This window comes from Serratia sp. CY82433, from assembly GCF_052166535.1.
GTDB classification, from domain to species: Bacteria; Pseudomonadota; Gammaproteobacteria; order Enterobacterales; family Enterobacteriaceae; genus Serratia; species Serratia sarumanii.
In genome coordinates this window covers 457861-481520 of sequence record NZ_JBJNOR010000002.1, presented here as the reverse complement: position 1 = coordinate 481520, position 23660 = coordinate 457861, and the positions used below count along the sequence as shown (strand labels likewise).

The 23660-nt window shown below is 57.8% G+C and carries 24 protein-coding genes and 2 tRNA genes; 19 read left to right on the top strand and 7 right to left on the bottom strand.

Annotation, left to right across the window (positions count from 1 at the left end; all coding sequences use genetic code 11):
- Positions 1-104 precede the first annotated feature (104 nt).
- Positions 105-575 (bottom strand): transcriptional regulator ArgR, encoded by a 471-nt coding sequence (gene argR, locus ACJ8PI_RS15820; RefSeq protein WP_004933572.1) that lies wholly within the window; start codon positions 573-575, stop codon positions 105-107.
- 464 nt (positions 576-1039) lie between these two features.
- On the opposite strand from argR, the gene mdh reads away from it, so the two are divergent.
- Positions 1040-1978 carry a malate dehydrogenase gene (gene mdh, locus ACJ8PI_RS15815; protein WP_033636811.1) on the top strand — a complete coding sequence of 313 codons (939 nt, stop codon included), beginning with the start codon at positions 1040-1042 and terminating at the stop codon, positions 1976-1978.
- A 66-nt stretch (positions 1979-2044) separates the two neighbouring features.
- On the opposite strand, the gene ACJ8PI_RS15810 is transcribed toward mdh, so the two are convergent.
- Entirely contained in the window at positions 2045-2305 is a 261-nt protein-coding gene (locus ACJ8PI_RS15810) for a helix-turn-helix domain-containing protein (RefSeq protein ID WP_033636812.1), read from the bottom strand.
- A gap of 181 nt (positions 2306-2486) precedes the next feature.
- On the opposite strand from ACJ8PI_RS15810, the gene ACJ8PI_RS15805 reads away from it, so the two are divergent.
- Positions 2487-2843, top strand: a complete 357-nt coding sequence (locus ACJ8PI_RS15805) for a DNA-binding protein (RefSeq protein WP_033655297.1) — start codon at positions 2487-2489, stop codon at positions 2841-2843.
- Positions 2844-2895: 52 nt separating this feature from the next.
- On the opposite strand, the gene ispB is transcribed toward ACJ8PI_RS15805, so the two are convergent.
- Positions 2896-3867 carry an octaprenyl diphosphate synthase gene (gene ispB, locus ACJ8PI_RS15800; protein WP_033636815.1) on the bottom strand — a complete coding sequence of 324 codons (972 nt, stop codon included), beginning with the start codon at positions 3865-3867 and terminating at the stop codon, positions 2896-2898.
- Between the two features lie 270 nt (positions 3868-4137).
- Between ispB and rplU the strand changes: the two genes are divergently transcribed.
- From rplU to cgtA, 4 genes are all read left to right on the top strand, one after another.
- On the top strand, positions 4138-4449 hold the full coding sequence (gene rplU / locus ACJ8PI_RS15795) for a 50S ribosomal protein L21 (protein WP_004933561.1): 312 nt from the start codon (positions 4138-4140) through the stop codon (positions 4447-4449).
- Positions 4450-4466: 17 nt separating this feature from the next.
- Positions 4467-4724: a 50S ribosomal protein L27 gene (gene rpmA, locus ACJ8PI_RS15790; protein ID WP_004933559.1), complete on the top strand. Its 258-nt coding sequence runs from the start codon at positions 4467-4469 to the stop codon at positions 4722-4724.
- A gap of 105 nt (positions 4725-4829) precedes the next feature.
- Positions 4830-5801, top strand: a complete 972-nt coding sequence (locus ACJ8PI_RS15785; RefSeq protein WP_033636816.1) for a DMT family transporter — start codon at positions 4830-4832, stop codon at positions 5799-5801.
- Positions 5802-5817: 16 nt separating this feature from the next.
- Entirely contained in the window at positions 5818-6990 is a 1173-nt protein-coding gene (gene cgtA / locus ACJ8PI_RS15780; protein ID WP_004933553.1) for an Obg family GTPase CgtA, read from the top strand.
- A gap of 36 nt (positions 6991-7026) precedes the next feature.
- On the opposite strand, the gene pmrB is transcribed toward cgtA, so the two are convergent.
- From pmrB to dacB, 3 genes are read right to left on the bottom strand one after another with little or no spacing between them, the layout of a single operon-like run.
- Positions 7027-8088 (bottom strand): two-component system sensor histidine kinase PmrB, encoded by a 1062-nt coding sequence (gene pmrB, locus ACJ8PI_RS15775; RefSeq protein WP_164134885.1) that lies wholly within the window; start codon positions 8086-8088, stop codon positions 7027-7029.
- Complete coding sequence (gene pmrA, locus ACJ8PI_RS15770; protein ID WP_033648677.1) at positions 8085-8747, bottom strand: two-component system response regulator PmrA; 663 nt, start codon at positions 8745-8747, stop codon at positions 8085-8087. The genes pmrB and pmrA overlap by 4 nt, the downstream gene beginning before the upstream one ends.
- An 8-nt stretch (positions 8748-8755) precedes the next feature.
- The gene (dacB, locus tag ACJ8PI_RS15765; RefSeq protein ID WP_033648675.1) at positions 8756-10189 is read right to left on the bottom strand and encodes a serine-type D-Ala-D-Ala carboxypeptidase; all 1434 of its coding nucleotides are present in this window, start codon (positions 10187-10189) and stop codon (positions 8756-8758) included.
- 256 nt (positions 10190-10445) lie between these two features.
- Here dacB and greA point away from each other — a divergent pair, with 256 nt between their 5' ends.
- Positions 10446-10922, top strand: a complete 477-nt coding sequence (gene greA / locus ACJ8PI_RS15760) for a transcription elongation factor GreA (protein ID WP_004933539.1) — start codon at positions 10446-10448, stop codon at positions 10920-10922.
- A gap of 112 nt (positions 10923-11034) precedes the next feature.
- On the opposite strand, the gene yhbY is transcribed toward greA, so the two are convergent.
- Positions 11035-11328: a ribosome assembly RNA-binding protein YhbY gene (yhbY, locus tag ACJ8PI_RS15755; RefSeq protein WP_004933536.1), complete on the bottom strand. Its 294-nt coding sequence runs from the start codon at positions 11326-11328 to the stop codon at positions 11035-11037.
- A gap of 143 nt (positions 11329-11471) precedes the next feature.
- On the opposite strand from yhbY, the gene rlmE reads away from it, so the two are divergent.
- The 12 genes from rlmE to truB all read left to right on the top strand — a co-directional run bounded on the left by rlmE (position 11472) and on the right by truB (position 23544).
- A complete protein-coding gene (gene rlmE, locus ACJ8PI_RS15750) occupies positions 11472-12101 on the top strand; it encodes a 23S rRNA (uridine(2552)-2'-O)-methyltransferase RlmE (RefSeq protein ID WP_004933533.1) in 630 nt (209 codons plus the stop codon).
- Positions 12102-12157: 56 nt separating this feature from the next.
- Complete coding sequence (ftsH, locus tag ACJ8PI_RS15745; RefSeq protein WP_004933529.1) at positions 12158-14089, top strand: ATP-dependent zinc metalloprotease FtsH; 1932 nt, start codon at positions 12158-12160, stop codon at positions 14087-14089.
- Positions 14090-14181: 92 nt separating this feature from the next.
- The gene (gene folP, locus ACJ8PI_RS15740; RefSeq protein WP_033648673.1) at positions 14182-15018 is read left to right on the top strand and encodes a dihydropteroate synthase; all 837 of its coding nucleotides are present in this window, start codon (positions 14182-14184) and stop codon (positions 15016-15018) included.
- 4 nt (positions 15019-15022) lie between these two features.
- Positions 15023-16360: a phosphoglucosamine mutase gene (gene glmM, locus ACJ8PI_RS15735; RefSeq protein ID WP_049212707.1), complete on the top strand. Its 1338-nt coding sequence runs from the start codon at positions 15023-15025 to the stop codon at positions 16358-16360.
- Positions 16361-16580: 220 nt separating this feature from the next.
- Positions 16581-16916 (top strand): preprotein translocase subunit SecG, encoded by a 336-nt coding sequence (gene secG / locus ACJ8PI_RS15730; protein WP_004933519.1) that lies wholly within the window; start codon positions 16581-16583, stop codon positions 16914-16916.
- A 68-nt stretch (positions 16917-16984) separates the two neighbouring features.
- Positions 16985-17071, top strand: a tRNA-Leu gene (locus ACJ8PI_RS15725).
- Between the two features lie 60 nt (positions 17072-17131).
- Positions 17132-17208 (top strand) — tRNA-Met (locus ACJ8PI_RS15720).
- Positions 17209-17425: 217 nt separating this feature from the next.
- The gene (rimP, locus tag ACJ8PI_RS15715; protein ID WP_028127574.1) at positions 17426-17878 is read left to right on the top strand and encodes a ribosome maturation factor RimP; all 453 of its coding nucleotides are present in this window, start codon (positions 17426-17428) and stop codon (positions 17876-17878) included.
- A 21-nt stretch (positions 17879-17899) separates the two neighbouring features.
- A complete protein-coding gene (nusA, locus tag ACJ8PI_RS15710; RefSeq protein WP_019453340.1) occupies positions 17900-19408 on the top strand; it encodes a transcription termination factor NusA in 1509 nt (502 codons plus the stop codon).
- 23 nt (positions 19409-19431) lie between these two features.
- Positions 19432-22119 (top strand): translation initiation factor IF-2, encoded by a 2688-nt coding sequence (gene infB / locus ACJ8PI_RS15705; RefSeq protein ID WP_164134813.1) that lies wholly within the window; start codon positions 19432-19434, stop codon positions 22117-22119.
- A 70-nt stretch (positions 22120-22189) separates the two neighbouring features.
- Positions 22190-22600: a 30S ribosome-binding factor RbfA gene (rbfA, locus tag ACJ8PI_RS15700; protein ID WP_004933508.1), complete on the top strand. Its 411-nt coding sequence runs from the start codon at positions 22190-22192 to the stop codon at positions 22598-22600.
- Positions 22600-23544, top strand: coding sequence for a tRNA pseudouridine(55) synthase TruB (gene truB / locus ACJ8PI_RS15695; RefSeq protein ID WP_033636823.1), 945 nt, complete (start codon positions 22600-22602; stop codon positions 23542-23544). The genes rbfA and truB overlap by 1 nt, the downstream gene beginning before the upstream one ends.
- Positions 23545-23660: the final 116 nt, after the last annotated feature.

Genomic DNA, 23660 nt, shown 5'->3' with positions numbered 1-23660 from the left:
AAAAAAGCAGTGTTAAACGCGGTTGAAGGCGGGAAAGGTAACGTGAGAGTTAAAGAAGCGCTAACAAAGTGCGGGCTAAAGCCGCACTTTGTTAGCGCCAGGTTTCACAGCTCTTGCTCGAACACGCCCAGAATAGCCTCATGCAGTTTCTGAGCGGTAAAGCCGTTGGACGGGGTGACGAAAATCGTGTCGTCGCCGGCAATCGTGCCGAGGATGCCCTGGGATTTCCCCAATGAGTCGAGCAGGCGGGCGATCAGCTGCGCGGCGCCCGGGCTGGTGTGGATCACCACGACGGCGTCGTTATGGTCGACGTCCAGCACCAGATTCTTCAATGGGCTGGTGGTGGTCGGCACGCCGAGTTCGGCAGGAAGGCAATACACCATTTCCATTTTGGCATTGCGCGTACGTACCGCGCCGAACTTGGTCAGCATGCGCGATACTTTGGATTGGTTAATGTTTTCGAAGCCTTCTTCTTGCAGCGCCAAAACGATCTCGCCTTGAGAACTGAATTTTTCTTCTTTCAATAACGCTTTGAACGTCTTGATCAGATCTTCCTGTTTTGCGGGATTACGCATTTTGCACCGTGGAATGTTGATAGTGGAAGTCATGATTATGCATATAGATGAATTTTTATGCAACAAAGGCCGACCCAAAGAAAATAAGCATGACCGGGCGGCGAGGAAAGGGCGGCATTTTAACAAAATCCGGCCGCGATGAATATGCCCTTTTGGCGACGGAAAATCGGCCCGCAGTGGTAAATAAAATGTTATTAAAATGATGTTGTTCTGATGTTGCGTAAGGGTGTAATGTAACGGCCGGTTAACTTGCTCGTGAATAACCTCGCACTATTTTTGATTAGTGTGCGCTATGCCCTTCATGCGTAAGCGATTTAATCTAAAATGGGCGCGACAGCGGCCGTTTTATTACACCTGCAAGCAAGAATTGGCTAATTTATTGTTTTGAAAGGTGTAATGACTTAAGGTCCGTAACCAACACATTCACGGCGCTTTATATATTTAAGATAATAAAGGAGTATAGGATGAAAGTTGCAGTTCTCGGTGCTGCTGGCGGTATCGGCCAGGCCCTCGCCCTTCTACTCAAAACCCAGCTTCCTTCAGGTTCTGAACTCTCTCTCTACGACATTGCCCCCGTTACCCCAGGCGTTGCCGTCGACTTAAGCCACATCCCAACCGCAGTTAAAATCAAAGGCTTCAGCGGCGAAGACGCGACCCCGGCTCTGCAAGGTGCGGACGTGGTGCTGATTTCCGCCGGCGTGGCCCGTAAGCCAGGCATGGATCGCTCTGACCTGTTCAACGTTAACGCCGGCATCGTGCGTAACCTGATTGAACAAGTGGCGAAAACCTGCCCGAAAGCCTGCATCGGCATCATCACCAACCCGGTTAACACCACGGTCGCCATCGCGGCGGAAGTGCTGAAAAAAGCCGGCGTTTACGACAAGAACAAACTGTTCGGCGTGACTTCGCTGGATATCATCCGTTCCAACACCTTCGTGGCCGAGCTGAAAGGCAAGCAGCCGGAAGAGCTGAACGTGCCGGTCATCGGCGGCCACTCTGGCGTGACCATCCTGCCTCTGCTGTCGCAGATCCCAGGCGTGAGCTTCACCGATCAGGAAGTGGCGGATCTGACCAAGCGCATTCAGAACGCCGGCACCGAAGTGGTGGAAGCCAAAGCCGGCGGCGGGTCTGCAACGCTGTCCATGGGCCAGGCGGCCGCCCGTTTCGGTCTGTCTCTGGTGCGTGCGCTGCAGGGCGAGAAAGGCGTTGTGGAATGCGCTTACGTTGAAGGCGACGGCAAATACGCTCGCTTCTTCGCACAGCCGCTGGTGCTGGGCAAGAACGGCGTTGAAGAGCGCAAGGATATCGGCACCCTGAGCGCCTTCGAGCAGAAAGCGCTGAACGAGATGCTGGACGTGCTGCACAAAGATATCGAACTGGGCGAGAAGTTCATCAATAACTGATCGACGCCGATAGTCAGCCGATAAACGCCGCCGGACGCTGTTCCGGCGGTTTTTTTTGCTCCGCGTTCACGATTTGATGCGCGCCTTGCGATCCAGCAGGCAATCGCTGTGCGGATCGTAATAGCGGCTTGGCCAGATCTCCGAGGGGTGGACGCCTATCGCTTCGGCGATCAGCCATTCCCCCTTCGGCCACGGGCGCGACAGCGCGTTGGCCAGCGTCGATGAGCTTAATCCGGCCTTGCGCGACACTGCCGCCAGCGTGGTGCCCTGCTTGCGTAGCGCCGCGATGATATCTGCCGGATGCCAATCTGGGTTCCTTGAATTCATGTTTACATTCCTTTTCTGATTAGCCAAAGTTGCGTTAGTGGTATAACTAACGGGTCAAGGTTAAGCGCATGAACAACGTGAAACGCTTATTCGGAAACCAGAATACCATTAAATTTCCTAAAAAATACCCAAGTAATTTCCAAAAAATGACGTTGCCCACTATTGCCCAGAGATGATGGCTATGAAAAAAGAGTGGTTTGCCGCCAAGGAACTGACAGGCATCGCAGGATTACCTTCCTCACCACAGGGAATCAATCTGATGGCCCGGCGCGAAGGCTGGATCAGCCGCAGGCGTAAAGGCGTGCAGGGAAAAGCGTTGGAGTACCATATCGACAGCCTGCCTTCAGACGTGCGTAACCTGCTGGTGCTGAAGGAAGACGGGGCGGCATATGACGTAGAGCGTCAGGATCCGTTGGCGGTCTGGATCGAGTATTACTACCATTTGACGGAAAGCGAGCGCGAGAAAATGGTGGCTTTCCTGATGCGGGAAGGGATCGGCGGCCTGCTGGCGCGTATCGACGAAGAGAGCAATACCTAGCTAGGCAGGCCCGCGTATGCGGGCCTGATGGTTTTTAAGAAATATTAATTTCTTAAAAATCACGTTGCACCGCCAGATGGGCCAGGCCCTCCAGCGCCGTGCGGTGCTCCGATGCCGGCAATGCCTGCAGCGCGGCGATCGCCTTGTCGGCCTCTTCCTCGGCGCGTTTGCGGGTGTATTCCAGCGAACCGCATTGCTGCATCGCCTGCAGCACCGGCTCCAACAGGTGACGGCCGTTGCCTTGCTCAATCGCGCCGCGGATCATGTCACGCTGGGCGTCGTCGCCGTTGTGCATCGCGTGCAGCAGCGGCAGGGTCGGTTTCCCTTCGTTCAGATCGTCGCCGGTGTTTTTGCCCAGGGTGCTGCCGTCGGCGCTGTAGTCGAGCAGATCGTCGATCAGCTGGAAAGCGGTGCCGAGGTAGCGGCCATAGTCTTGCAGCGCCCGTTCTTGCTCAGCGCTGGCGCCGGACAGGATCGCCGACGATTGCGCCGCCGCCTCGAACAGACGGGCGGTTTTGCTGTAGATCACCCGCATATAGCTTTCTTCGCTGATGTCGGGATCGTGCACGTTCATCAACTGCAGCACTTCACCTTCGGCGATGACGTTGACCGCTTCCGACATCAGCGCCAGCACGCGCAGGGATTCCAGGCTGGTCATCATCTGGAAGGCGCGGGTGTAGATAAAGTCGCCGACCAGCACGCTGGCGGCGTTGCCGAACGCCGCGTTGGCGGTGGCTTTGCCGCGGCGCATGTCCGATTCGTCAACGACGTCGTCATGCAGCAGCGTGGCGGTATGGATGAATTCGATCAGGGCGGCCACGGTGACGTGCTTGCTGCCTTCATAGCCCAATGCCCGCGCCGCCAGGACGGCGATCATCGGCCGGATGCGCTTACCGCCACCGCTGATAATGTAATAGCCAAGCTGATTGATGAGCGTGACATCGGAATTCAGCTGTTCGAGAATTGTTGCGTTCACGGCCGCCATATCTTGCGCGGTTAACTCGGTAATTTGCTCTAGGTTCATTGTATTTTTTTCAGCTGTGTTTCTCTTCACCGCGTTGAGATCGCTGCTCACATCGGTACATGGCGGTAACTGTCCCTATGATTGTACTTGAAAAACGGTTCAGATAAACGCCACGAAAGAAACTGCGCTTTTTTTCTTCTTTTTTCTTGTTCTGGTCTTATTCTGCTCTTGTCATGCGCTGCTTTTTTGCGTAGAATTCGCGCCCTATTGTGAATATTTATAGCGCGCTCTGAACTAACACAGTCGGGCACGCGGAAAGCGGAGTTTTATATGTACGCGGTTTTCCAAAGTGGTGGTAAACAACACCGAGTAAGCGAAGGTCAGACCGTTCGCTTGGAAAAGCTGGACATCGCAACTGGTGAAGCGGTTGAGTTTGACCAGATTCTGATGATCGCTAATGGCGAAGATATCAAAATCGGCGTTCCTTTCGTCGATGGCGGCAAGATCAAAGCTGAAGTCGTTGCTCACGGTCGTGGCGAGAAAATTAAAATTGTTAAGTTTCGTCGTCGTAAACACCACCGTAAGCAGCAGGGCCACCGTCAGTGGTTCACTGACGTTAAAATCACCGGCATCAGCGCTTAAGTTAGGAGAGCGGATTAATGGCACACAAAAAGGCTGGCGGCTCGACTCGTAACGGTCGCGATTCAGAAGCTAAACGTCTGGGCGTAAAACGCTTTGGCGGCGAAGCAGTACTGGCAGGCAGCATCATCGTTCGTCAGCGCGGCACCAAATTCCACGCTGGTACCAACGTGGGTTGCGGCAAAGACCACACTCTGTTTGCTTTGAAAGACGGTAAAGTCAAATTCGAAGTTAAAGGCCCGAGCAATCGTAAATTCATCAGCATCGAAGCTGAATAATTTTTCGAGCCTTACGAAATAGATGTAAGCCCCGCAATTCGTTGCGGGGCTTTTTACATTTATGGGTTGCCTGAGGGCAGGCCCGTCAGCGTTGGCGAAGGTGATATGGATACGAAGCAGCAGGTCGGCGTTGGCATTTCTCTGGCGTTAACCACGGCGGTTTGCTGGGGCGCGTTGCCGATTGCGATGAAAGAAGTGTTGGTGGTGATGGAGCCGTTTACCGTTGTCTGGTATCGCTTTACCATGGCCGCCATCGGTTTGGGCGCGATCCTCGCGGTGCGCGGCAAGCTGCCGCCGCTGACGATGTTCCGCCAGCCGCGTTGGCTGCTGCTGTTGGCGATCGCGACGGCGGGGCTGCTGGGCAACTTTGTGTTCTTCAGTTCCTCGCTGCAATACCTGAGCCCGACGGCGTCGCAGGTGATTGGCCAGCTGTCGCCGGTGGGCATGATGTTCGCCAGCGTGCTGATTTTAAAAGAACGCATGCGCGTCACCCAGGTCATTGGCGCCCTGATGCTGATTTGCGGACTGATGCTGTTTTTCAACGTCAGTCTGATAGAGATCTTCACCCGGCTGACGGACTACACGCTGGGCGTCATGCTGGGCGTGTGCGCGGCGATGGTCTGGGTGAGCTACGGCGTGGCGCAGAAGGTGTTGCTGCGCCGGCTGGCTTCGCCGCAGATCCTGGTTATGTTGTACACTTTATGTGCGATGGCGTTGTTCCCTCTGGCCAAACCCGAGGTGATTTTCCAACTGAGCGGCTGGCAATTGGCGTGTTTGCTGTTTTGCGGCGCCAATACGCTGATCGGCTACGGCGCGCTGGCAGAGGCGATGGCGCGTTGGCAGGCGGCGCAGGTAAGCGCGTTGGTGACGCTGACCCCGCTGTTTACCCTGCTGTTTTCAGATTTATTGGCGTTGGCCTGGCCCCAGGCATTCGCCGCGCCGACGCTGAACATTGTCGGCTATGTCGGTGCGTTTGTGGTTGTGGCGGGCGCCATGTTTTCCGCAATTGGTCACCGGTGGTGGCCGCGACGGGCAGAACCCCCCCTGGTTGCTCCTTTGAAGCAGCCCGGTGAATGATTTACGGAGACGGTAAATGAAGTTTGTAGATGAAGCAGCGATTCTGGTCGTTGCAGGCGACGGCGGCAACGGATGCGTCAGCTTCCGCCGCGAAAAATATATCCCCAACGGTGGGCCTGACGGCGGCGACGGCGGCGACGGCGGCGACGTCTACCTGCTGGCGGACGAGAACCTCAACACTCTTATCGACTATCGCTTTGAGAAGTCTTTCCGCGCCGAGCGCGGCCAGAATGGCCAGAGCCGCGACTGTACCGGTAAACGCGGTAAAGACGTCATCATCAAGGTGCCGGTCGGCACGCGCGTGAAGGATCAGGGCACCGGCGAGATCCTCGGCGACATGACCCGCCACGAGCAGAAGCTGATGGTCGCCAAAGGCGGCTGGCACGGCCTGGGCAACACCCGTTTCAAATCTTCGGTCAACCGTGCACCGCGTCAGAAGACGCTGGGTACCGCTGGCGAAGCGCGCGACCTGTTGCTGGAGCTGTTGCTGCTGGCCGATGTAGGCATGCTGGGGCTGCCGAACGCCGGCAAATCGACCTTCATCCGCGCGGTGTCCGCCGCCAAGCCGAAGGTGGCCGATTATCCGTTCACTACGCTGGTGCCGAGCCTGGGCGTGGTGCGTATGGACCACGAGCAGAGCTTTGTGGTCGCCGACATTCCGGGGCTGATCGAGGGCGCCTCCGAAGGCGCGGGCCTGGGCATTCGCTTCCTGAAACACCTGGAGCGTTGCCGCGTGCTGCTGCACCTGGTGGACATCGCGCCGATCGACGAATCCGATCCGGTGGAGAACGCCAAAGTCATCATCAACGAGTTGAACCAATACAGCGAAAATCTGGCGCAGAAGCCTCGCTGGCTGGTGTTCAACAAAATTGATGTGATTGGTGAGGAAGAAGCCGCCGAACGCGCCAAGGCGATTGTGGAAGGCATGGGCTGGGAAGGGAAGTACTACATGATCTCCGCCGCCAACCGCGAAGGCGTCAACGCGCTGTGCTGGGACGTGATGAACTTCATCAACACCCAGCCGAAAGCGATGGCGATCGAAGAAAGCGCACCGGAAAAAGTCGAATTCATGTGGGATGACTACCACCGCGAGCAAATCGCGGAAGTGGAAGCCGAAGCGGAAGATGACTGGGATGACGACTGGGACGAAGACGACGACGAAGGCGTCGAAATCATTTACCAGAAGTAATTCGGTGATAAGGGGCTCAGCAACGCTGGGCCCTTGTTATTTAAGCGCCTTTTCCGGCAGCCAGCACTGGGCGTTCAGGCCGCGCGCATCGCGGCGGTTTTCCAGCGTCAAACGCCCCTGGTGCAACTGCACGATGCGGATCACGATATTCAGGCCCAGCCCACTGCCGCCGTAGCGTTGATCCATGCGGCGAAACGCCTGCGTCAGCTCCCCGACCATCTCTTCCTTGATCCCCGGACCATCGTCGATGACTTGCAGCAGATAGCCGTTGCCTTGCGGCGTTAACCTCACCTGTATCGCGCCGCCTTCAGGGCCGTAACGGTGGGCGTTTTCGACCAGGTTGCGCAGCAGCAGCCGCAGCAGCACCGGATCGCCGTTTACTGTGGCAGCAGCCGGCAAGTGCCAGTCCAGCGTCTGCGCGCGTTGGGCGGCCATTTCGTCGAGCTCTTCACGCAGCGGCTGGATCACATCGGCCACCCAATCGACATGCTGATAATGGCCGCGGGCGAAGTCTTGCCCGGCGCGCGACAGCATCAGCAACTGCTCGACGGTGTGCATCAGCTGATCGATGCGGGCGATCAGCGCCTGGCTGCCCTTGACGCCCTGTTTCTCCATCAGTTCCAGATGCAGGCGGATGCCGGCCAGCGGCGTGCGCAGCTCGTGGGCGGCGTCGGCGGTGAACAGGCGTTCCTGTTGAATGGTGTTGTCCAATCGTGAGAACAGCTGATTGAGTGCATTGGTGACCGCCACCATTTCCTGGCTGTCGCTGGCGATCGGCAGCGGCGTCAGGTTATCGGCAGAGCGCTTTTCCAGCCGTTTCTGCAATTGGTTGAGCGGGCGGATGATCCAGCTGATGGCCCAAAACGACGCCAGCAGCGTGACGATCATCATGATCAGCGAAGGCGCCAACAGCGACGCGATGGCCTCGGCGATCTCGCTATCGACGCGTTCGGTACGCACTTTGGCGGACAGGGTTTCGTCCACCAGGAAGCCGATCTGTTCCTGGCTTTCGTGCCACAGCCAGAAGGCGCTGATGAGTTGCGTGACCAGCAGGATCAGCGCCAGCATCAGCAGCAGGCGGCGGCGCATGCTGATCATGAGGAGGGTTCCAGGCGGTAGCCGATGCCGCGCACGGTGCGGATGCGATCCTTGCCCAGTTTGCGGCGCAGGTTGTGAATGTGTACTTCCAGCGTGTTGGAACCTAAATCGTCTTGCCAGGTATAGAGATCCTGCTGCAGGAGTTCACGGTTGACCGTCTGCCCGGCACGCATGATAAGACGCGCCAGAATGGCGAACTCTTTCGGCGTGACCTCCACCGGCTGCTGCTGCAGGTAAACCTGCTGGCTGGAGAGGTTCAGCTGCAGATCGTCCACCTGCATCAGATTGTCGCTGTGCCCCTGGTAGCGCCGCAGGAGGGCGCGTACGCGCGCCTGCAGCTCGACCAGCGCGAAGGGTTTGACCAGGTAGTCGTCGGCGCCGGCGTCCAGCCCGTCGACGCGGTCTTCCAGCGCGTCGCGGGCGGTCAGGATCAGCACCGGCAGATCGATCTGTTGGCGGCGCCACTGCCGCAGCAGCGCGGCGCCGTCGGTGTCCGGCAGGCCGAGATCCAGGATCACCATGCTGTATTGGCTGGTGATGAGCAGGCTGTTGGCCTCCGCCGCCGTGGCGGCGCAGTCGCAGACGTAACCTTCGCCGGTCAGCGCCAGCGCCAGCCCCTGTTGCAACAGTTCATCATCCTCAACGACCAGCAGCTTCATGATGATCCTCAGTTGTTTTGGTAAATATCCCGATACAGGCGGCTTTCGAAACGCACCAGCGGCGCGCGGCGCTGTTTCTGATCCTCCGGCGGCACGGCGTAGCCGGAGAGATACTGCACGAAGGCCATGCGCTGGCCGCTGGCGGTGGTGATGAAGCCCGCCAGGTTGTACACGCCCTGCAGCGCGCCGGTCTTGGCCGACACTTTGCCGTCGACGCCGGCTTCGTGCAGGCCGCCGCGATAGCGCAGGGTACCGTCATAGCCGGACAGCGGCAGCATCGAGATGAAGTTCAGCTCGTTGTCGTGCTGCGCGATGTACTGCAGCGCCTGCATCATGGTCGCCGGCGCCAGCAGGTTGTGGCGCGACAGGCCGGAGCCGTCGGCGATGATGGTGTTGCCCAGATCGATGCCGGCCTTCTGGCGCAGCACCTGGCGTACCGCATCGGCACCCGCTCGCCAGGTGCCCGGCACGCCGAAGCGTTCGTGGCCGATGGTGCGGAAGACGGTATCGGCGATCATGTTGTCCGATTTTTTCAGCATGATCTTCAACAGATCGTGCAGCGGCGCCGACTGGGTTTGCGCGATCACCGTGCCGGTGATGCCGGGACGCGTCTGGCGTTTCAAGTGCCCGTCGATCTGGATGCCGGCCTGGATCAGTTCGTCTTTCAGGATGGCGCCCGCGTAGCTGGCGCCATCCTGGATGGCGAAGGCCAACGGCAGCGGTTCGCTGCGCTGCGTCAGGCAGCCGGTCAGGGTAAAGCGGTTCAGCTCGCCCGGCACCACGTCCAGTTCGCAGTACTGCGCGTCAGCGGAGCCGCGCGCCAGGGTGCGCACCTGGCTAAACATATTGACCGGATAATAGGAGGCGACGCGGATAAACGCCATGTCGCCCGGATTCGGCGCGCTGTACAGCGAGACCGAGAAACAGTTGCGATCGACGATGGCGGCGGCCGGCGGCGCGCTGAAGCACTGCGTCAGATCGTTCCACGGCCAGCCGGGCGCCTTGTCATGGCTGGCGAAGACCGAGGTATCGACCAGCACGTCGCCGCTGATTTGGCGCACGCCCTGTTTCTTCAGGACGGCCACCATATTGCGCAGGCTCTGGCGTTTGAAGGTCGGATCGCCGCTGAAGCGGGCGATCAGGTTGCCGCGCAGCACGCCGTCGCGGATATCGCCCTGGCTCTCCAGCGTGGTGGTGAAACGGTAATCGGGCCCGAGTTGCAGCAATGCCGCCAGCGCCGTCAGCACTTTTTGGGTACTGGCCGGCAGCGCCATCTGCTGAGAGTGATAATCGATCGTCGGCGCGCCGGCACCGATTTTCTGAACGACCAGGGCAAGGTTGGCCCCATCAGGCAGATATTGTGTGTACTCTTCAACCGGGGCCGCATTCGCATTCAGAACAAATGCGCAAGCCAATGCACTGACAATTCGTGAAAAACGCATAATCTCGGGATAACAGCTGGATAACGTGCCGTCATACTACGGTGCAATCAGGGAAAAAGTAAACGATGACCCTCAAGGAACTCTAGGCTAAAATGCGTATCAAAATGCAAAACCGATCTTGGCTTGGGCTCCGTTCCGAGTCAGGTTTCTTTTGTTTGTCGCCTGGAGGCGGGTGGCGGTATGCCAACCGTGTTTTCATACGAATACGTCAGGATGACGGTTATTTGAACAGGAAAGATTTAGAGGTATTTATACGATGAACCAAATTCCGATGACCTTGTTTGGCGCTGAAAAACTGCGCGAAGAGCTCGAATATCTGAAAAGCGTGCGCCGCCCGAAAATCATTGCGGACATCGCTGAGGCGCGCGAGCACGGCGATTTGAAAGAGAATGCCGAGTACCACGCCGCCCGCGAACAGCAGGGTTTCTGCGAGGGCCGCATTCAGGAAATCGAAGCCAAGCTGTCCAATGCTCAGGTGATCGATATCACCAAGATGCCGAACACCGGCCGAGTGATCTTCGGCGCCACCGTATCGGTGATGAATCTGGACAGTGAAGAAGAAGTGACTTACCGCATCGTTGGCGACGATGAGGCCGATTTCAAGAAAAATCTGATTTCGGTAAACTCGCCGATGGCGCGCGGCCTGATCGGCAAAGAGCAAGACGATGTGGTGGTGATCAAAACCCCTGGCGGCGACGTCGAGTATGAGATCCTGAAGGTTGAGTATCTCTGATCGAGGCCGTTGGTCATTAATGCGCCAACGTTTTGTAAAGATAGGAAAAAGGCCGCAAGCGGCCTTTTATCTTGGTCAGGCGCATGGCACCTTTTCGTTAACCTGATGGTTATTAACGCGGTAGACTGATCTTGCGCTCTTTCGACGGGCGGTAAAGAATAAGCGTACTGCCGATAACTTGCACATTGCAGGCGCCCGTTTCACGCACGATAGCATCGGCGATCAGGGTTTTGGTTTCGCGATCTTCAGCGGCGATTTTTACCTTGATCAGCTCGTGATGCTCCAGAGCCTGTTCAATTTCAGCCAGCACCCCTTCGGTAAGACCGTTATTGCCCAGCATCACCACCGGTTTTAACGGATGCGCCAGGCCTTTCAGGTGCTGTTTTTGTTTATTATTCAGATTCATTGTCTTTTTTGCTTAAGTTGGGATTGAAAACGGTACATTCTACCGCCATCTCATGTATATCACCAAATCGGTCTTCACCGGTGTGAGTCTACGTGAGCAGCGACCCTGACATAAGACTCTTTTTATGATAGTTGGAAAACGAGATGGCTAATAAAAAGCGTTCGGCTAGCTCCAGTCGCTGGTTACAAGAACACTTTAGCGATAAATATGTACAGCAGGCGCAGAAAAAGGGACTGCGTTCCCGCGCCTGGTTTAAACTTGATGAAATACAGCAGAGCGACAAACTGTTCAAACCGGGCATGACCGTGGTGGATCTCGGCGCCGCGCCGGGCGGCTGGTCGCAGTATGTGGTCACCCAAATCGGCGGTACCGGGCGCATCATCGCCTGTGATATTTTGCCAATGGATCCTATCGTTGGCGTCGATTTCCTTCAGGGCGATTTTCGTGATGAACTGGTGCTGAAGGCGCTGTTGGAACGAGTAGGCGAGAGTAAGGTTCAGGTGGTCATGTCCGATATGGCCCCGAATATGAGTGGCACCCCGGCGGTCGATATTCCAAGGTCGATGTATCTGGTGGAGTTGGCGCTGGATATGTGTCGGGATGTCCTCGCACCAGGCGGAAGTTTCCTGGTGAAGGTGTTCCAGGGAGATGGCTTTGACGAGTACCTACGGGAAATTCGCTCCCTGTTTACGAAGGTTAAGATTCGTAAGCCAGACGCTTCCCGCGCCCGTTCGCGCGAAGTGTACATTGTAGCGACAGGGCGCAAACTGTAGTACCCTAACGCTGTTTGTTAACACAGTTGTAAGATGAGGTTAATCCCTTGAGTGACATGGCGAAAAACCTAATTCTCTGGTTAGTCATCGCGGTAGTGTTGATGTCTGTATTCCAGAGCTTTGGGCCCAGCGAGTCGAATGGCCGTAGGGTGGATTACTCTACCTTCATGTCCGAACTGACCCAGGACCAGGTTCGCGAAGCGCGAATCAACGGACGTGAAATTAACGTTACCAAGAAAGACAGTAACAAATACACGACCTACATCCCTGTCAACGATCCTAAGTTGCTGGATACGTTGTTAACGAAGAATGTGAAAGTTGTCGGCGAGCCGCCTGAAGAGCCGAGCCTGCTGGCTTCTATCTTTATCTCCTGGTTCCCGATGCTGTTGCTGATCGGGGTCTGGATCTTCTTTATGCGGCAAATGCAGGGCGGCGGCGGCAAGGGCGCGATGTCCTTCGGCAAGAGCAAGGCCCGCATGCTGACGGAAGACCAGATCAAGACCACTTTCGCCGATGTCGCCGGTTGTGACGAAGCGAAAGAAGAGGTGAGCGAACTGGTGGAATACCTGCGCGAGCCGAGCCGTTTCCAGAAATTGGGCGGCAAGATCCCGAAAGGCGTGCTGATGGTTGGCCCACCGGGGACCGGTAAAACGCTGTTGGCGAAAGCGATCGCCGGCGAAGCGAAGGTGCCGTTCTTCACCATTTCCGGTTCCGACTTCGTCGAAATGTTCGTCGGTGTGGGTGCATCCCGCGTGCGCGACATGTTCGAGCAAGCGAAGAAAGCCGCGCCGTGCATCATCTTCATCGATGAAATCGACGCCGTCGGTCGCCAGCGTGGCGCCGGCCTGGGTGGCGGTCACGATGAGCGCGAACAGACCCTGAACCAGATGCTGGTTGAGATGGACGGTTTCGAAGGCAACGAAGGCATCATCGTCATCGCGGCCACCAACCGTCCGGACGTGCTTGACCCTGCGCTGCTGCGCCCGGGCCGTTTCGACCGTCAGGTCGTGGTCGGGCTGCCGGATGTGCGTGGCCGTGAGCAGATCCTGAAGGTGCACATGCGCCGCGTGCCGTTGGCGGCCGACATCGACGCCTCCGTCATTGCGCGCGGTACGCCGGGCTTCTCCGGTGCCGATCTGGCTAACCTGGTCAACGAAGCGGCGCTGTTCGCCGCCCGCGGCAACAAGCGCGTGGTGTCGATGGTGGAGTTCGAGAAAGCCAAAGACAAGATCATGATGGGTGCGGAACGCCGCTCCATGGTGATGACCGAAGCGCAGAAAGAGTCGACCGCGTATCACGAAGCGGGCCATGCCATCATTGGCCGCCTGGTTCCTGAACACGATCCGGTGCACAAGGTGACGATCATTCCTCGCGGCCGTGCGCTCGGCGTGACCTTCTTCCTGCCGGAAGGGGATGCGATCAGCGCCAGCCGTCAGAAGCTGGAGAGCCAAATCTCCACCCTGTACGGCGGCCGTCTGGCGGAAGAGATCATCTACGGGCCGGAGAAAGTCTCTACCGGTGCGTCGAACGACATCAAAGTGGCGACCTCCATCGCCCGCAACATGGTGACCCAGTGGGGCTTCTCCGAGAAGCTGGGGCCGCTGCTGTATGCGGAAGAAGAGGGCGAAGTGTTCCTGGGCCGTTCCGTGGCCAAGGCGAAGCACATGTCGGATGAAACCGCGCGCATCATCGACCAGGAAGTGAAGTCGCTGATCGAGCGTAACTACACGCGTGCTCGCTCGCTGCTGATGGAAAACATGGACATCCTGCACTCGATGAAGGATGCGCTGATGAAGTACGAAACCATCGATGCGCCGCAGATCGACGATCTGATGAACCGCAAAGACGTGCGTCCGCCTGCGGGTTGGGACGATGCGAACAAAGGCAACAGCTCCGACAACGGCGGCACCCCGAAAGCCCCGACGCCGGTAGATGAACCTCGCACCCCAACGCCGGGCAACACCATGTCCGAACAGCTCGACAAGTAACTGCGGCTGTGTAATAACATCAAACCCCGGCATGCCGGGGTTTTTTTTTGCCCGGCGGGCAGTGAACCAGGCAACAGTAAGGTGGACCAACCATGCAGTTAACCGTGCGCGACATGACGCTCAATCTCTCCCATCCGCAGGTGATGGGCATCCTCAACGTGACGCCGGATTCGTTTTCCGACGGCGGCCGCCACAACACCCTGAACCAGGCGCTGCTGCACGCGCATGCGCTGATTTCGGCCGGCGCCACGATGATCGATATCGGCGGCGAGTCGACAAGGCCGGGGGCGGCAGAGGTGAGTGAAGAGGAAGAATTGGAACGGGTCGTGCCGGTGGTGGAAGCGCTGGCGCAGCGTTTTGAAGTCTTTATCTCTGTCGATACCTCGAAAGCGGGCGTGATCCGCGAATCAGCGCACGCCGGCGCACACCTGATCAACGACATTCGCTCACTTCAGGAGCCGGGTGCCCTGGCGGCGGCGGCGGAAAGCGGGCTGCCGGTCTGTCTGATGCATATGCAAGGGCAGCCGCGCACCATGCAGCAGGCGCCGCACTACGACGATCTGATCGCCGACGTTCAGGCGTTTTTCGAGCACCATATCCGGCGCTGTAACGAGGCGGGGATAACAAATCAGAAATTGCTGCTCGACCCAGGCTTCGGTTTCGGTAAAAATTTGGCGCACAACTATCAGCTTCTGGCGCGGTTGTCGGAGTTTCATCGTTTCGGTTTGCCGCTATTGGTCGGTATGTCGCGTAAATCGATGATTGGGCAACTGCTGAACGTGCCGCCGGATCAACGGGTGATCGGCAGCGTGGCCTGCGCGGTGATCGCGGCGATGCAGGGCGCGCAGATTGTCAGAGTGCATGACGTTAAAGAAACCGTCGAGGCGATGCGTGTCGTCGAGGCAACACTTTCAGCTAAGGGACAGTAGAGACATGAGCGAGCGCAAATATTTTGGCACCGACGGCATCCGTGGCAAGGTCGGGGACAGCCCCATCACGCCGGACTTCGTGCTGAAGCTCGGCTGGGCGGCCGGTAAAGTGCTGGCGCGCCACGGTTCGCGCAAGATCATCATCGGTAAGGATACGCGCATCTCCGGCTATATGCTGGAGTCCGCGCTGGAAGCCGGCCTGGCGGCCGCAGGGCTGTCCGCCTCCTTCACCGGGCCGATGCCCACCCCGGCGGTGGCCTATCTGACGCGCACCTTCCGCGCAGAAGCGGGCATCGTCATTTCCGCTTCTCATAACCCGTTCTATGACAACGGCATCAAGTTCTTCTCGATCGACGGCGCCAAGCTGCCGGACAACGTCGAAGAAGCTATCGAAGCCGAGATGGAAAAGCCGCTGACCTGCGTGGAGTCCGCCGAGCTGGGTAAAGCCAGCCGCATCATCGATGCCGCCGGCCGCTATATCGAATTCTGCAAAGGCACCTTCCCGAGCGAGCTGAGCCTGAAGGGGCTGAAAATCGTGGTCGACTGCGCCAACGGGGCGACCTACCACATCGCGCCGAGCGTGCTGCGCGAGCTGGGCGCCACGGTGATCGCCATCGGCGTTGAGCCGGACGGCATGAACATCAACGAGAAGTGCGGCGCTACCGACGTGCGTCAGCTGCAGGAGCGCGTGCTGCAGGAAAAAGCGCACGTGGGCCTGGCGTTCGACGGCGACGGCGACCGCGTGATGATGGTGGATCACCTGGGCAACAAGGTGGACGGCGATCAGATCCTGTACATCATCGCCCGCGAAGGCCTGCGTCAGGGCCAGCTGCGCGGCGGCGCGGTCGGCACCCTGATGAGCAATATGGGGCTGGAGCTGGCGCTGAAACAGCTGGGCATTCCATTCGCTCGCGCCAAAGTGGGCGACCGCTACGTGCTGGAAAAACTGCAGGAACTGGGTTGGCGCATCGGTGCGGAAAACTCCGGCCATGTGATCCTGCTGGACAAAACCACCACCGGCGACGGCATCGTGGCCGGGCTGCAGGTGCTGACTGCCATGGTGCGCAACCACATGAGCCTGCACGACCTGTGCAGCGGCATGAAGCTGCTGCCGCAAATCCTGGTCAACGTGCGCTTCGCCGGCGATCACAATCCGCTGGAGTCCGACGCGGTGCGCAAGGTCACCGAGCAGGTAGAGACCGAGTTGGCCGGCCGCGGCCGGGTGCTGCTGCGCAAATCGGGCACCGAGCCGCTGATCCGCGTAATGGTGGAAGGCGAGGACGAGCAGCAGGTGACCGCGCTGGCGCATCGCATCGCCAACGCGGTGAAATCCGCCGGTTAAAACAGACAGTTAGCCATCGGGCTCGGCACAGCTGAGCCCGAATAGGCGATTGTTGGCGTTTTTTTCCGCAAACGCGCCGGCGGCTGCAAATTGCCCTTGCGCGGGTTGGCGGCTTTGGTTAGTATTCACACCCGCTTCAGTAGGCAGTTTATAAAAACGCCTGCTTGATGAGTGTGAAGCATTTGGCATGCGGTGAGGCCGCAAGGATACGGGTACTACTATGTACGAAGCTCTTCTGGTAATTTTCCTGCTGATTTCAATCGGGCTGGTTGCTCTGATTATGTTGCAGCAAGGTAAAGGCGCTGATATGGGAGCCTCTTTCGGAGCAGGTGCATCAGGCACATTGTTCGGTTCGAGTGGTTCCGGTAACTTTATGACCCGCATGACTGCTGTGCTGGCGACGCTGTTCTTCGTCATCAGCCTGATTCTGGGCAACCTCAGCAGCAACCAAAGCAAGAAAGGCAGCGAGTGGGAAAACCTGGGTCAGCCAGTGAAAACTGAGCAGACAACCGCGCCGGCAGCACCTGCCAAGCCGAGCAGCGATATCCCGCAGTAAGCCGAAAAAGTTTGTAAACGGTGGTTGTGAACTCGAAAGAACAACGGCCGTTAGCAGTAAGAATCAGTACCGAGGTGGTGGAATTGGTAGACACGCTACCTTGAGGTGGTAGTGCCCTAACGGGCTTGTGGGTTCGAGTCCCATCCTCGGTACCAAATCCCAGAGATAACTTGCAATTTTGCGATTATCGGCGTAGTATTTGCCACGTTTTCGGACGCGGGGTGGAGCAGCCTGGTAGCTCGTCGGGCTCATAACCCGAAGGTCGTCGGTTCAAATCCGGCCCCCGCAACCACTTTCCTTTAAGTGTTTATTTTCAAATACACTTTTCGATTGAAATCCGCTTTTCTCGATCAACATTTGAAAATGACACTTGCTCGAAAGTTGTACCGAGGCCGCCTAGCGGCAAACAGGGTCCAGTTGCATAAAGCCCCGATTTTTCGGGGTTTTTTGTTATTTGGCAACAGAATCACTGGGCTATTTAGCCCTTTTTTTATGTCTTGGGGGTGGGCTTGTCCACATTAGAGCAACAGTTAACAGAGATGCTTTCGGCACCCGTAGAAGCGTTGGGCTTTGAGCTTGTAGGCATCGAATTCATTCGTGCGCGCCAATCGACGCTCCGCATCTATATTGATAGTGATAACGGCATCAATGTTGATGATTGCGCTGATGTCAGCCACCAGGTCAGCGCTGTATTGGACGTCGAAGATCCAATCACGGTCGCTTACAACTTGGAAGTCTCCTCTCCTGGCCTTGATCGCCCGATGTTCACCGCAGAGCACTATACGCGTTTCCTCGGTGAAGAAGTCAGCCTGGTCCTGCGCATGGCGGTACAGAACCGTCGCAAGTGGCAGGGTATTATCAAGTCTGTCGAAGGCGAGATGATCACGGTTACTGTGGAAGGGAAAGATGAAGTGTTCGCGCTGAGCAACATCCAGAAAGCGAACCTGGTACCCCACTTTTAAAGTTTGGAAGAGGCAACTAGGATGAACAAAGAGATTCTGGCTGTTGTTGAAGCAGTTTCCAATGAAAAATCCCTTCCGCGCGAGAAGATTTTCGAAGCGCTGGAAACTGCATTAGCCACCGCAACCAAGAAAAAATACGAGCAGGAAATCGACGTGCGCGTCAGCATTGACCGCAGAACCGGCGATTTCGATACCTTCCGCCGTTGGGTCGCCGTAGACGAAGTGACGCAGCCAACGCGTGAAATCACGCTGGAAGCCGCTCAGTTTGAGGATCCGAGCATCGAGCTCGGCGGCTACGTCGAAGATCAGATCGAATCCGTGACCTTCGACCGTATCACCACCCAAACCGCCAAGCAGGTTATCGTGCAGAAAGTGCGCGAAGCCGAGCGTGCGATGGTGGTTGACGCTTTCCGTGAACACGAAGGTGAGATCGTCACCGGCGTGGTGAAGAAAGTGAACCGTGACAGCATCGCGCTGGATCTGGGCAACAACGCCGAAGCGGTGATTGGCCGTGAAGACATGCTGCCGCGCGAAAACTTCCGTCCGGGCGACCGCATTCGCGGCGTACTGTACGCCGTGCGTCCTGAAGCACGCGGCGCGCAACTGTTCGTCAGCCGTTCCAGCTCGGAAATGCTGAAAGAACTGTTCCGCATCGAAGTGCCGGAAATCGGCGAAGAAGTGATTGAAATTAAAGCGGCAGCCCGCGATCCTGGCTCCCGCGCGAAAATTGCAGTGAAAACCAACGACAAGCGCATCGACCCGGTCGGCGCCTGCGTAGGTATGCGCGGTGCGCGCGTTCAGGCCGTGTCGAGCGAGCTCGGCGGCGAACGCATCGACATCATTCTGTGGGATGATAACCCAGCGCAATTCGTCATCAACGCCATGGCGCCGGCCGACGTCGCGTCGATCGTGGTAGACGAAGATAACTGCACCATGGATATCGCCGTTGAAGCCAGCAACCTGGCGCAGGCGATCGGCCGTAACGGCCAAAACGTGCGTTTGGCTTCCCAGCTGCTGAAACAACACCGCGGCGACGATCGTTGGGAACTGAACGTGATGACGGCGGACGACCTGCAGGCCAAGCACCAGGCCGAGGCTCATGCCGCTATTGATACCTTCACCAAGTATCTTGATATCGACGAAGATTTCGCCACCGTACTGGTTGAAGAAGGCTTCTCCACGCTGGAAGAGCTGGCCTACGTGCCGATCAAAGAGCTGTTGGAAATCGACGGTCTGGATGAAGATACGGTTGAAGCATTGCGCGAACGCGCCAAAGCTGCATTGACCACGCTGGCCCTGGCACAAGAAGAAAGCCTGGGCGACAACAAACCGGCCGACGATTTGCTCAACCTGCCGGGTCTTGAGCGCAGCATGGCCTTTAAACTGGCCGCGCGTGGGGTTTGTACGCTGGAAGATCTTGCCGAGCAGGGTGTTGACGATCTGGCTGATATTGAAGGGCTTAGCGACGAGCAAGCCGGCGAGCTGATCATGGCTGCACGCAATATCTGTTGGTTTGGCGACAACGCGTAATAACTGTAGCAGGAAGGAACAGCATGACGACAGATGTAACCGTAAAATCGCTGGCAGCAGAGATTCAGACTCCGGTTGATCGCCTGGTACAGCAGTTTGCTGATGCAGGGATCAACAAGTCCGAGTCGGACTCTGTTACCCAGCAAGAAAAAGAAACATTGCTGGCGCACCTGAACCGTGAACACGGCAGCGCGCCGGGTAAACTCACTTTGCAGCGCAAAACGCGCAGCACCTTGAATATCCCGAGCACCGGCGGTAAAAGTAAATCGGTGCAAATTGAGGTCCGCAAGAAACGCACTTATGTAAATCGCGATACGCAGGAAGCCCAGTTGGCTGAAGCGGCAGAGCAGGCACAGCGTGAAGCGGAAGAGCAGGCACGGCGCGAAGCGGAAGAGCTCGCAAAACGCGAAGCGGAAGCGAAGCGCGCAGCCGAAGAGCAAGCCAAACGTGAGGCCGCGGAGATTGCTAAGCGTAATTCAGCGGAAAAAGAAAAAGTGACCAATCAACATACCGACGAAATGACCAAGCCAGCTCAGGCGGAAAAAGCACGCCGTGAAGCCGAAGCCGCTGAACTGAAACGCAAAGCGGAAGAGGAAGTGCGCCGCAAGGTTGAAGAGGAAGCCAAGCGCGTGGCGGAAGAAGCCCGTCGCATGGCCGAAGAGAACGGCGAGAAGTGGGCCCAGGCAGACGCGGCAAGCGCCGCGGTTGAAAGCGCCGACTATCACGTGACCACCTCTCAGCACGCCCGTGCCGCGGAAGACGAAAACGACGCCAAAGTTGAAGGCGATCGTCGCAGCCGCACCCGCGGCGGCAAAGCCACCAAGCAGAAGAAAGGCAACAAGCTGTCCGAATCCAAAGCGGATCGCGAAGAAGCGCGTGCCGTTACCCGTGGCGGTAAAGGCAAACGCAAGCCTAGCGCTCTGCAGCAGGGCTTCAACAAGCCGGCGCAGGTGGTTAACCGTGACGTGGTGATCGGCGAAACCATCACCGTGGCCGAGCTGGCCAACAAGATGGCGGTAAAAGGTTCTCAGGTCATCAAAGTGATGATGAAGCTGGGCGCCATGGCCACCATCAACCAGGTTATCGACCAGGAAACCGCACAGCTGGTTGCCGAAGAGATGGGCCACAAAGTTATCCTGCGCCGTGAAAACGAGCTGGAAGAAGCGCTGATGAGCGACCGTGATACGGGCGCTGCGGCCGAGCCGCGCGCGCCGGTCGTGACCATCATGGGCCACGTTGACCACGGTAAAACCTCTCTGCTGGACTACATCCGCTCCACCAAAGTGGCGGCGGGCGAAGCCGGCGGCATTACCCAGCACATCGGTGCCTACCACGTAGAAACCGAGAACGGCATGATCACCTTCCTGGATACCCCGGGCCACGCCGCGTTTACCTCGATGCGTGCTCGCGGTGCTCAGGCGACTGACATCGTGGTTCTGGTGGTGGCGGCCGACGACGGCGTGATGCCACAGACCATCGAAGCTATCCAGCACGCGAAAGCGGCGCAGGTGCCGTTGGTGGTTGCGGTGAACAAAATCGACAAGCCGGAAGCCGATCCGGACCGCGTTAAGCAGGAGCTGTCTCAGTACGGCGTTATGCCGGAAGAGTGGGGCGGCGAAGCGCAGTTCGTCCACGTGTCCGCGAAAGCCGGTACCGGTATCGACGAGCTGCTGCAGGCTATCCTGCTGCAGGCCGAAGTTCTGGAACTGAAAGCAGTTCGCAGAGGCATGGCGAGCGGCGTGGTGATCGAGTCCTTCCTGGATAAAGGCCGTGGCCCTGTGGCTACCGTGCTGGTTCAGGAAGGTACGCTGAACAAGGGCGATATCGTTCTGTGCGGCTTCGAATACGGCCGTGTGCGTGCGATGCGCGACGAATTGGGTCGTGACGTGACCTCCGCCGGTCCGTCTATCCCTGTGGAAATCCTGGGTCTGTCCAGCGTGCCTGCAGCGGGTGACGAAGCGACCGTGGTGCGTGACGAGAAGAAAGCGCGTGAAGTGGCGCTGTACCGTCAGGGCAAGTTCCGCGAAGTCAAACTGGCGCGTCAGCAGAAGTCCAAGCTGGAAAACATGTTCGCCAACATGACCGACGGCGAAGTGTCCGAGCTGAACATCGTACTGAAGTCCGACGTACAGGGTTCTTGCGAAGCGATCAGCGACTCGCTGCTGAAACTCTCCACCGACGAAGTGAAGGTGAAGATTGTCGGTTCCGGCGTAGGTGGCATCACCGAAACCGACGCGACGCTGGCTGCGGCTTCCAACGCCATCATCCTGGGCTTCAACGTGCGTGCCGACGCTTCTGCGCGCCGCGTGATCGAAGCGGAAAGCCTGGATCTGCGTTACTACTCCGTGATCTATAACCTGATCGACGAAGTGAAGCAGGCGATGAGCGGTATGCTGGCGCCGGAATACAAGCAGCAGATCATCGGCCTGGCCGAAGTGCGTGACGTGTTCAAATCGCCTAAGTTCGGCGCTATCGCCGGCTGTATGGTTACCGAAGGGACCATCAAGCGTCACAACCCAATCCGCGTACTGCGCGACAACGTGGTTATCTATGAAGGCGAGCTGGAATCCCTGCGTCGCTTCAAAGATGACGTTAACGAAGTCCGTAACGGCATGGAATGTGGTATCGGCGTTAAGAACTATAACGACGTGCGCGTCGGCGACATGATCGAAGTGTTCGAAATCATTGAGATTCAACGCACCATCGCTTAACGATTGCACATCTGCTTATATCTGTTTACGGGGGGCCTTTGTGCCCCCCGATTTGTCTGGAGAATCCAAAATGGCAAAAGAATTCAGCCGCGGCCAACGCGTGGCGCAAGAGATGCAGAAAGAGATTGCGATCATTCTGCAGCGTGAAGTGAAAGATCCGCGCGTCGGCATGGCGACCGTTTCCGGCGTAGAAGTGTCCCGTGACCTGGCGTATGCCAAGGTTTACGTCACCTTTCTGAACGTACTGACCGAGAACCACGATCCGGATCTGGTCACCAACGGCATTAAAGCGTTGCAGGACGCTTCCGGTTATATCCGCACCCTGCTGGGCAAAGCGATGCGCCTGCGCGTGGTGCCGGAGCTGACCTTCGCTTACGACAACTCCCTGGTGGAAGGCATGCGCATGTCCAACCTGGTGACCAACGTGGTGAAGAACGACGCCGAGCGCCGTTCCGCCTCAGGCGATGACAAGGAGGATTAATGAGTCGCCCTCGTCGCCGCGGCCGTGATATCCACGGCGTGCTGTTGCTGGACAAGCCGCAGGGTTTGTCGTCCAACGATGCGCTGCAAAAAGTAAAACGCCTGTACAACGCCAACCGGGCGGGCCATACCGGCGCGCTCGATCCGCTGGCGACCGGCATGCTGCCTATCTGCCTGGGTGAAGCGACCAAGTTTTCGCAATATCTGCTCGATTCCGACAAGCGCTATCGGGTGATCGCCAAGCTGGGGCAGCGTACCGATACCTCCGACGCCGACGGCCAGATCGTGCAGGAGCGCCCGGTGAACTTCACCCAGGCGCAGCTCGACGCGGCGCTGGACACCTTCCGCGGCGATATCCAGCAGGTGCCGTCGATGTATTCGGCGCTGAAATACCAGGGCAAGAAACTCTACGAGTATGCGCGCCAGGGCATTGAAGTGCCGCGCGAAGCGCGCAGCATAACGGTGTACGAGCTGCAGTTTATCCGTTGGGAAGGGGATGAGCTGGAGCTGGAGATCCACTGCTCGAAAGGCACCTACATCCGCACCATCACCGACGATCTCGGCGAGCTGCTGGGCTGCGGCGCGCACGTGATCTATCTGCGCCGCCTGCAGGTGGCGACTTATCCGATCGCGCGCATGGTGACGCTGGAACAGCTGAACGCCCTACTGGAGCAAGCGCAGGAACAAGCGATCGCTCCCGGCGAGCTGCTCGATCCGCTGCTGATGCCGATGGACAGCCCGGTTGAGAACTATCCGGAAGTGAATTTGCTGCCGGTGGTGGCGGGCTACGTCAAGCAGGGGCAACCGGTGCAAGTGGCCGGTGCGCCGGCTTCCGGCCTGGTGCGCATCACCGAGGGTGAAGAGCGAAAATTCATCGGCGTTGGTGACATCGCCGAGGACGGTCGCGTGGCGCCGCGCCGCCTGGTGGTCGAGCATTTCGACTGACGGCGGGGCTCTGCGTCGCCTTGCGATCGCACTGCGCTAAGAGTAGAATGGCGCAGCTTATGCATTGGGTTGCTGAATTAGAGATCGGCGCCTGTTTTTATTATCTATAATCTGGA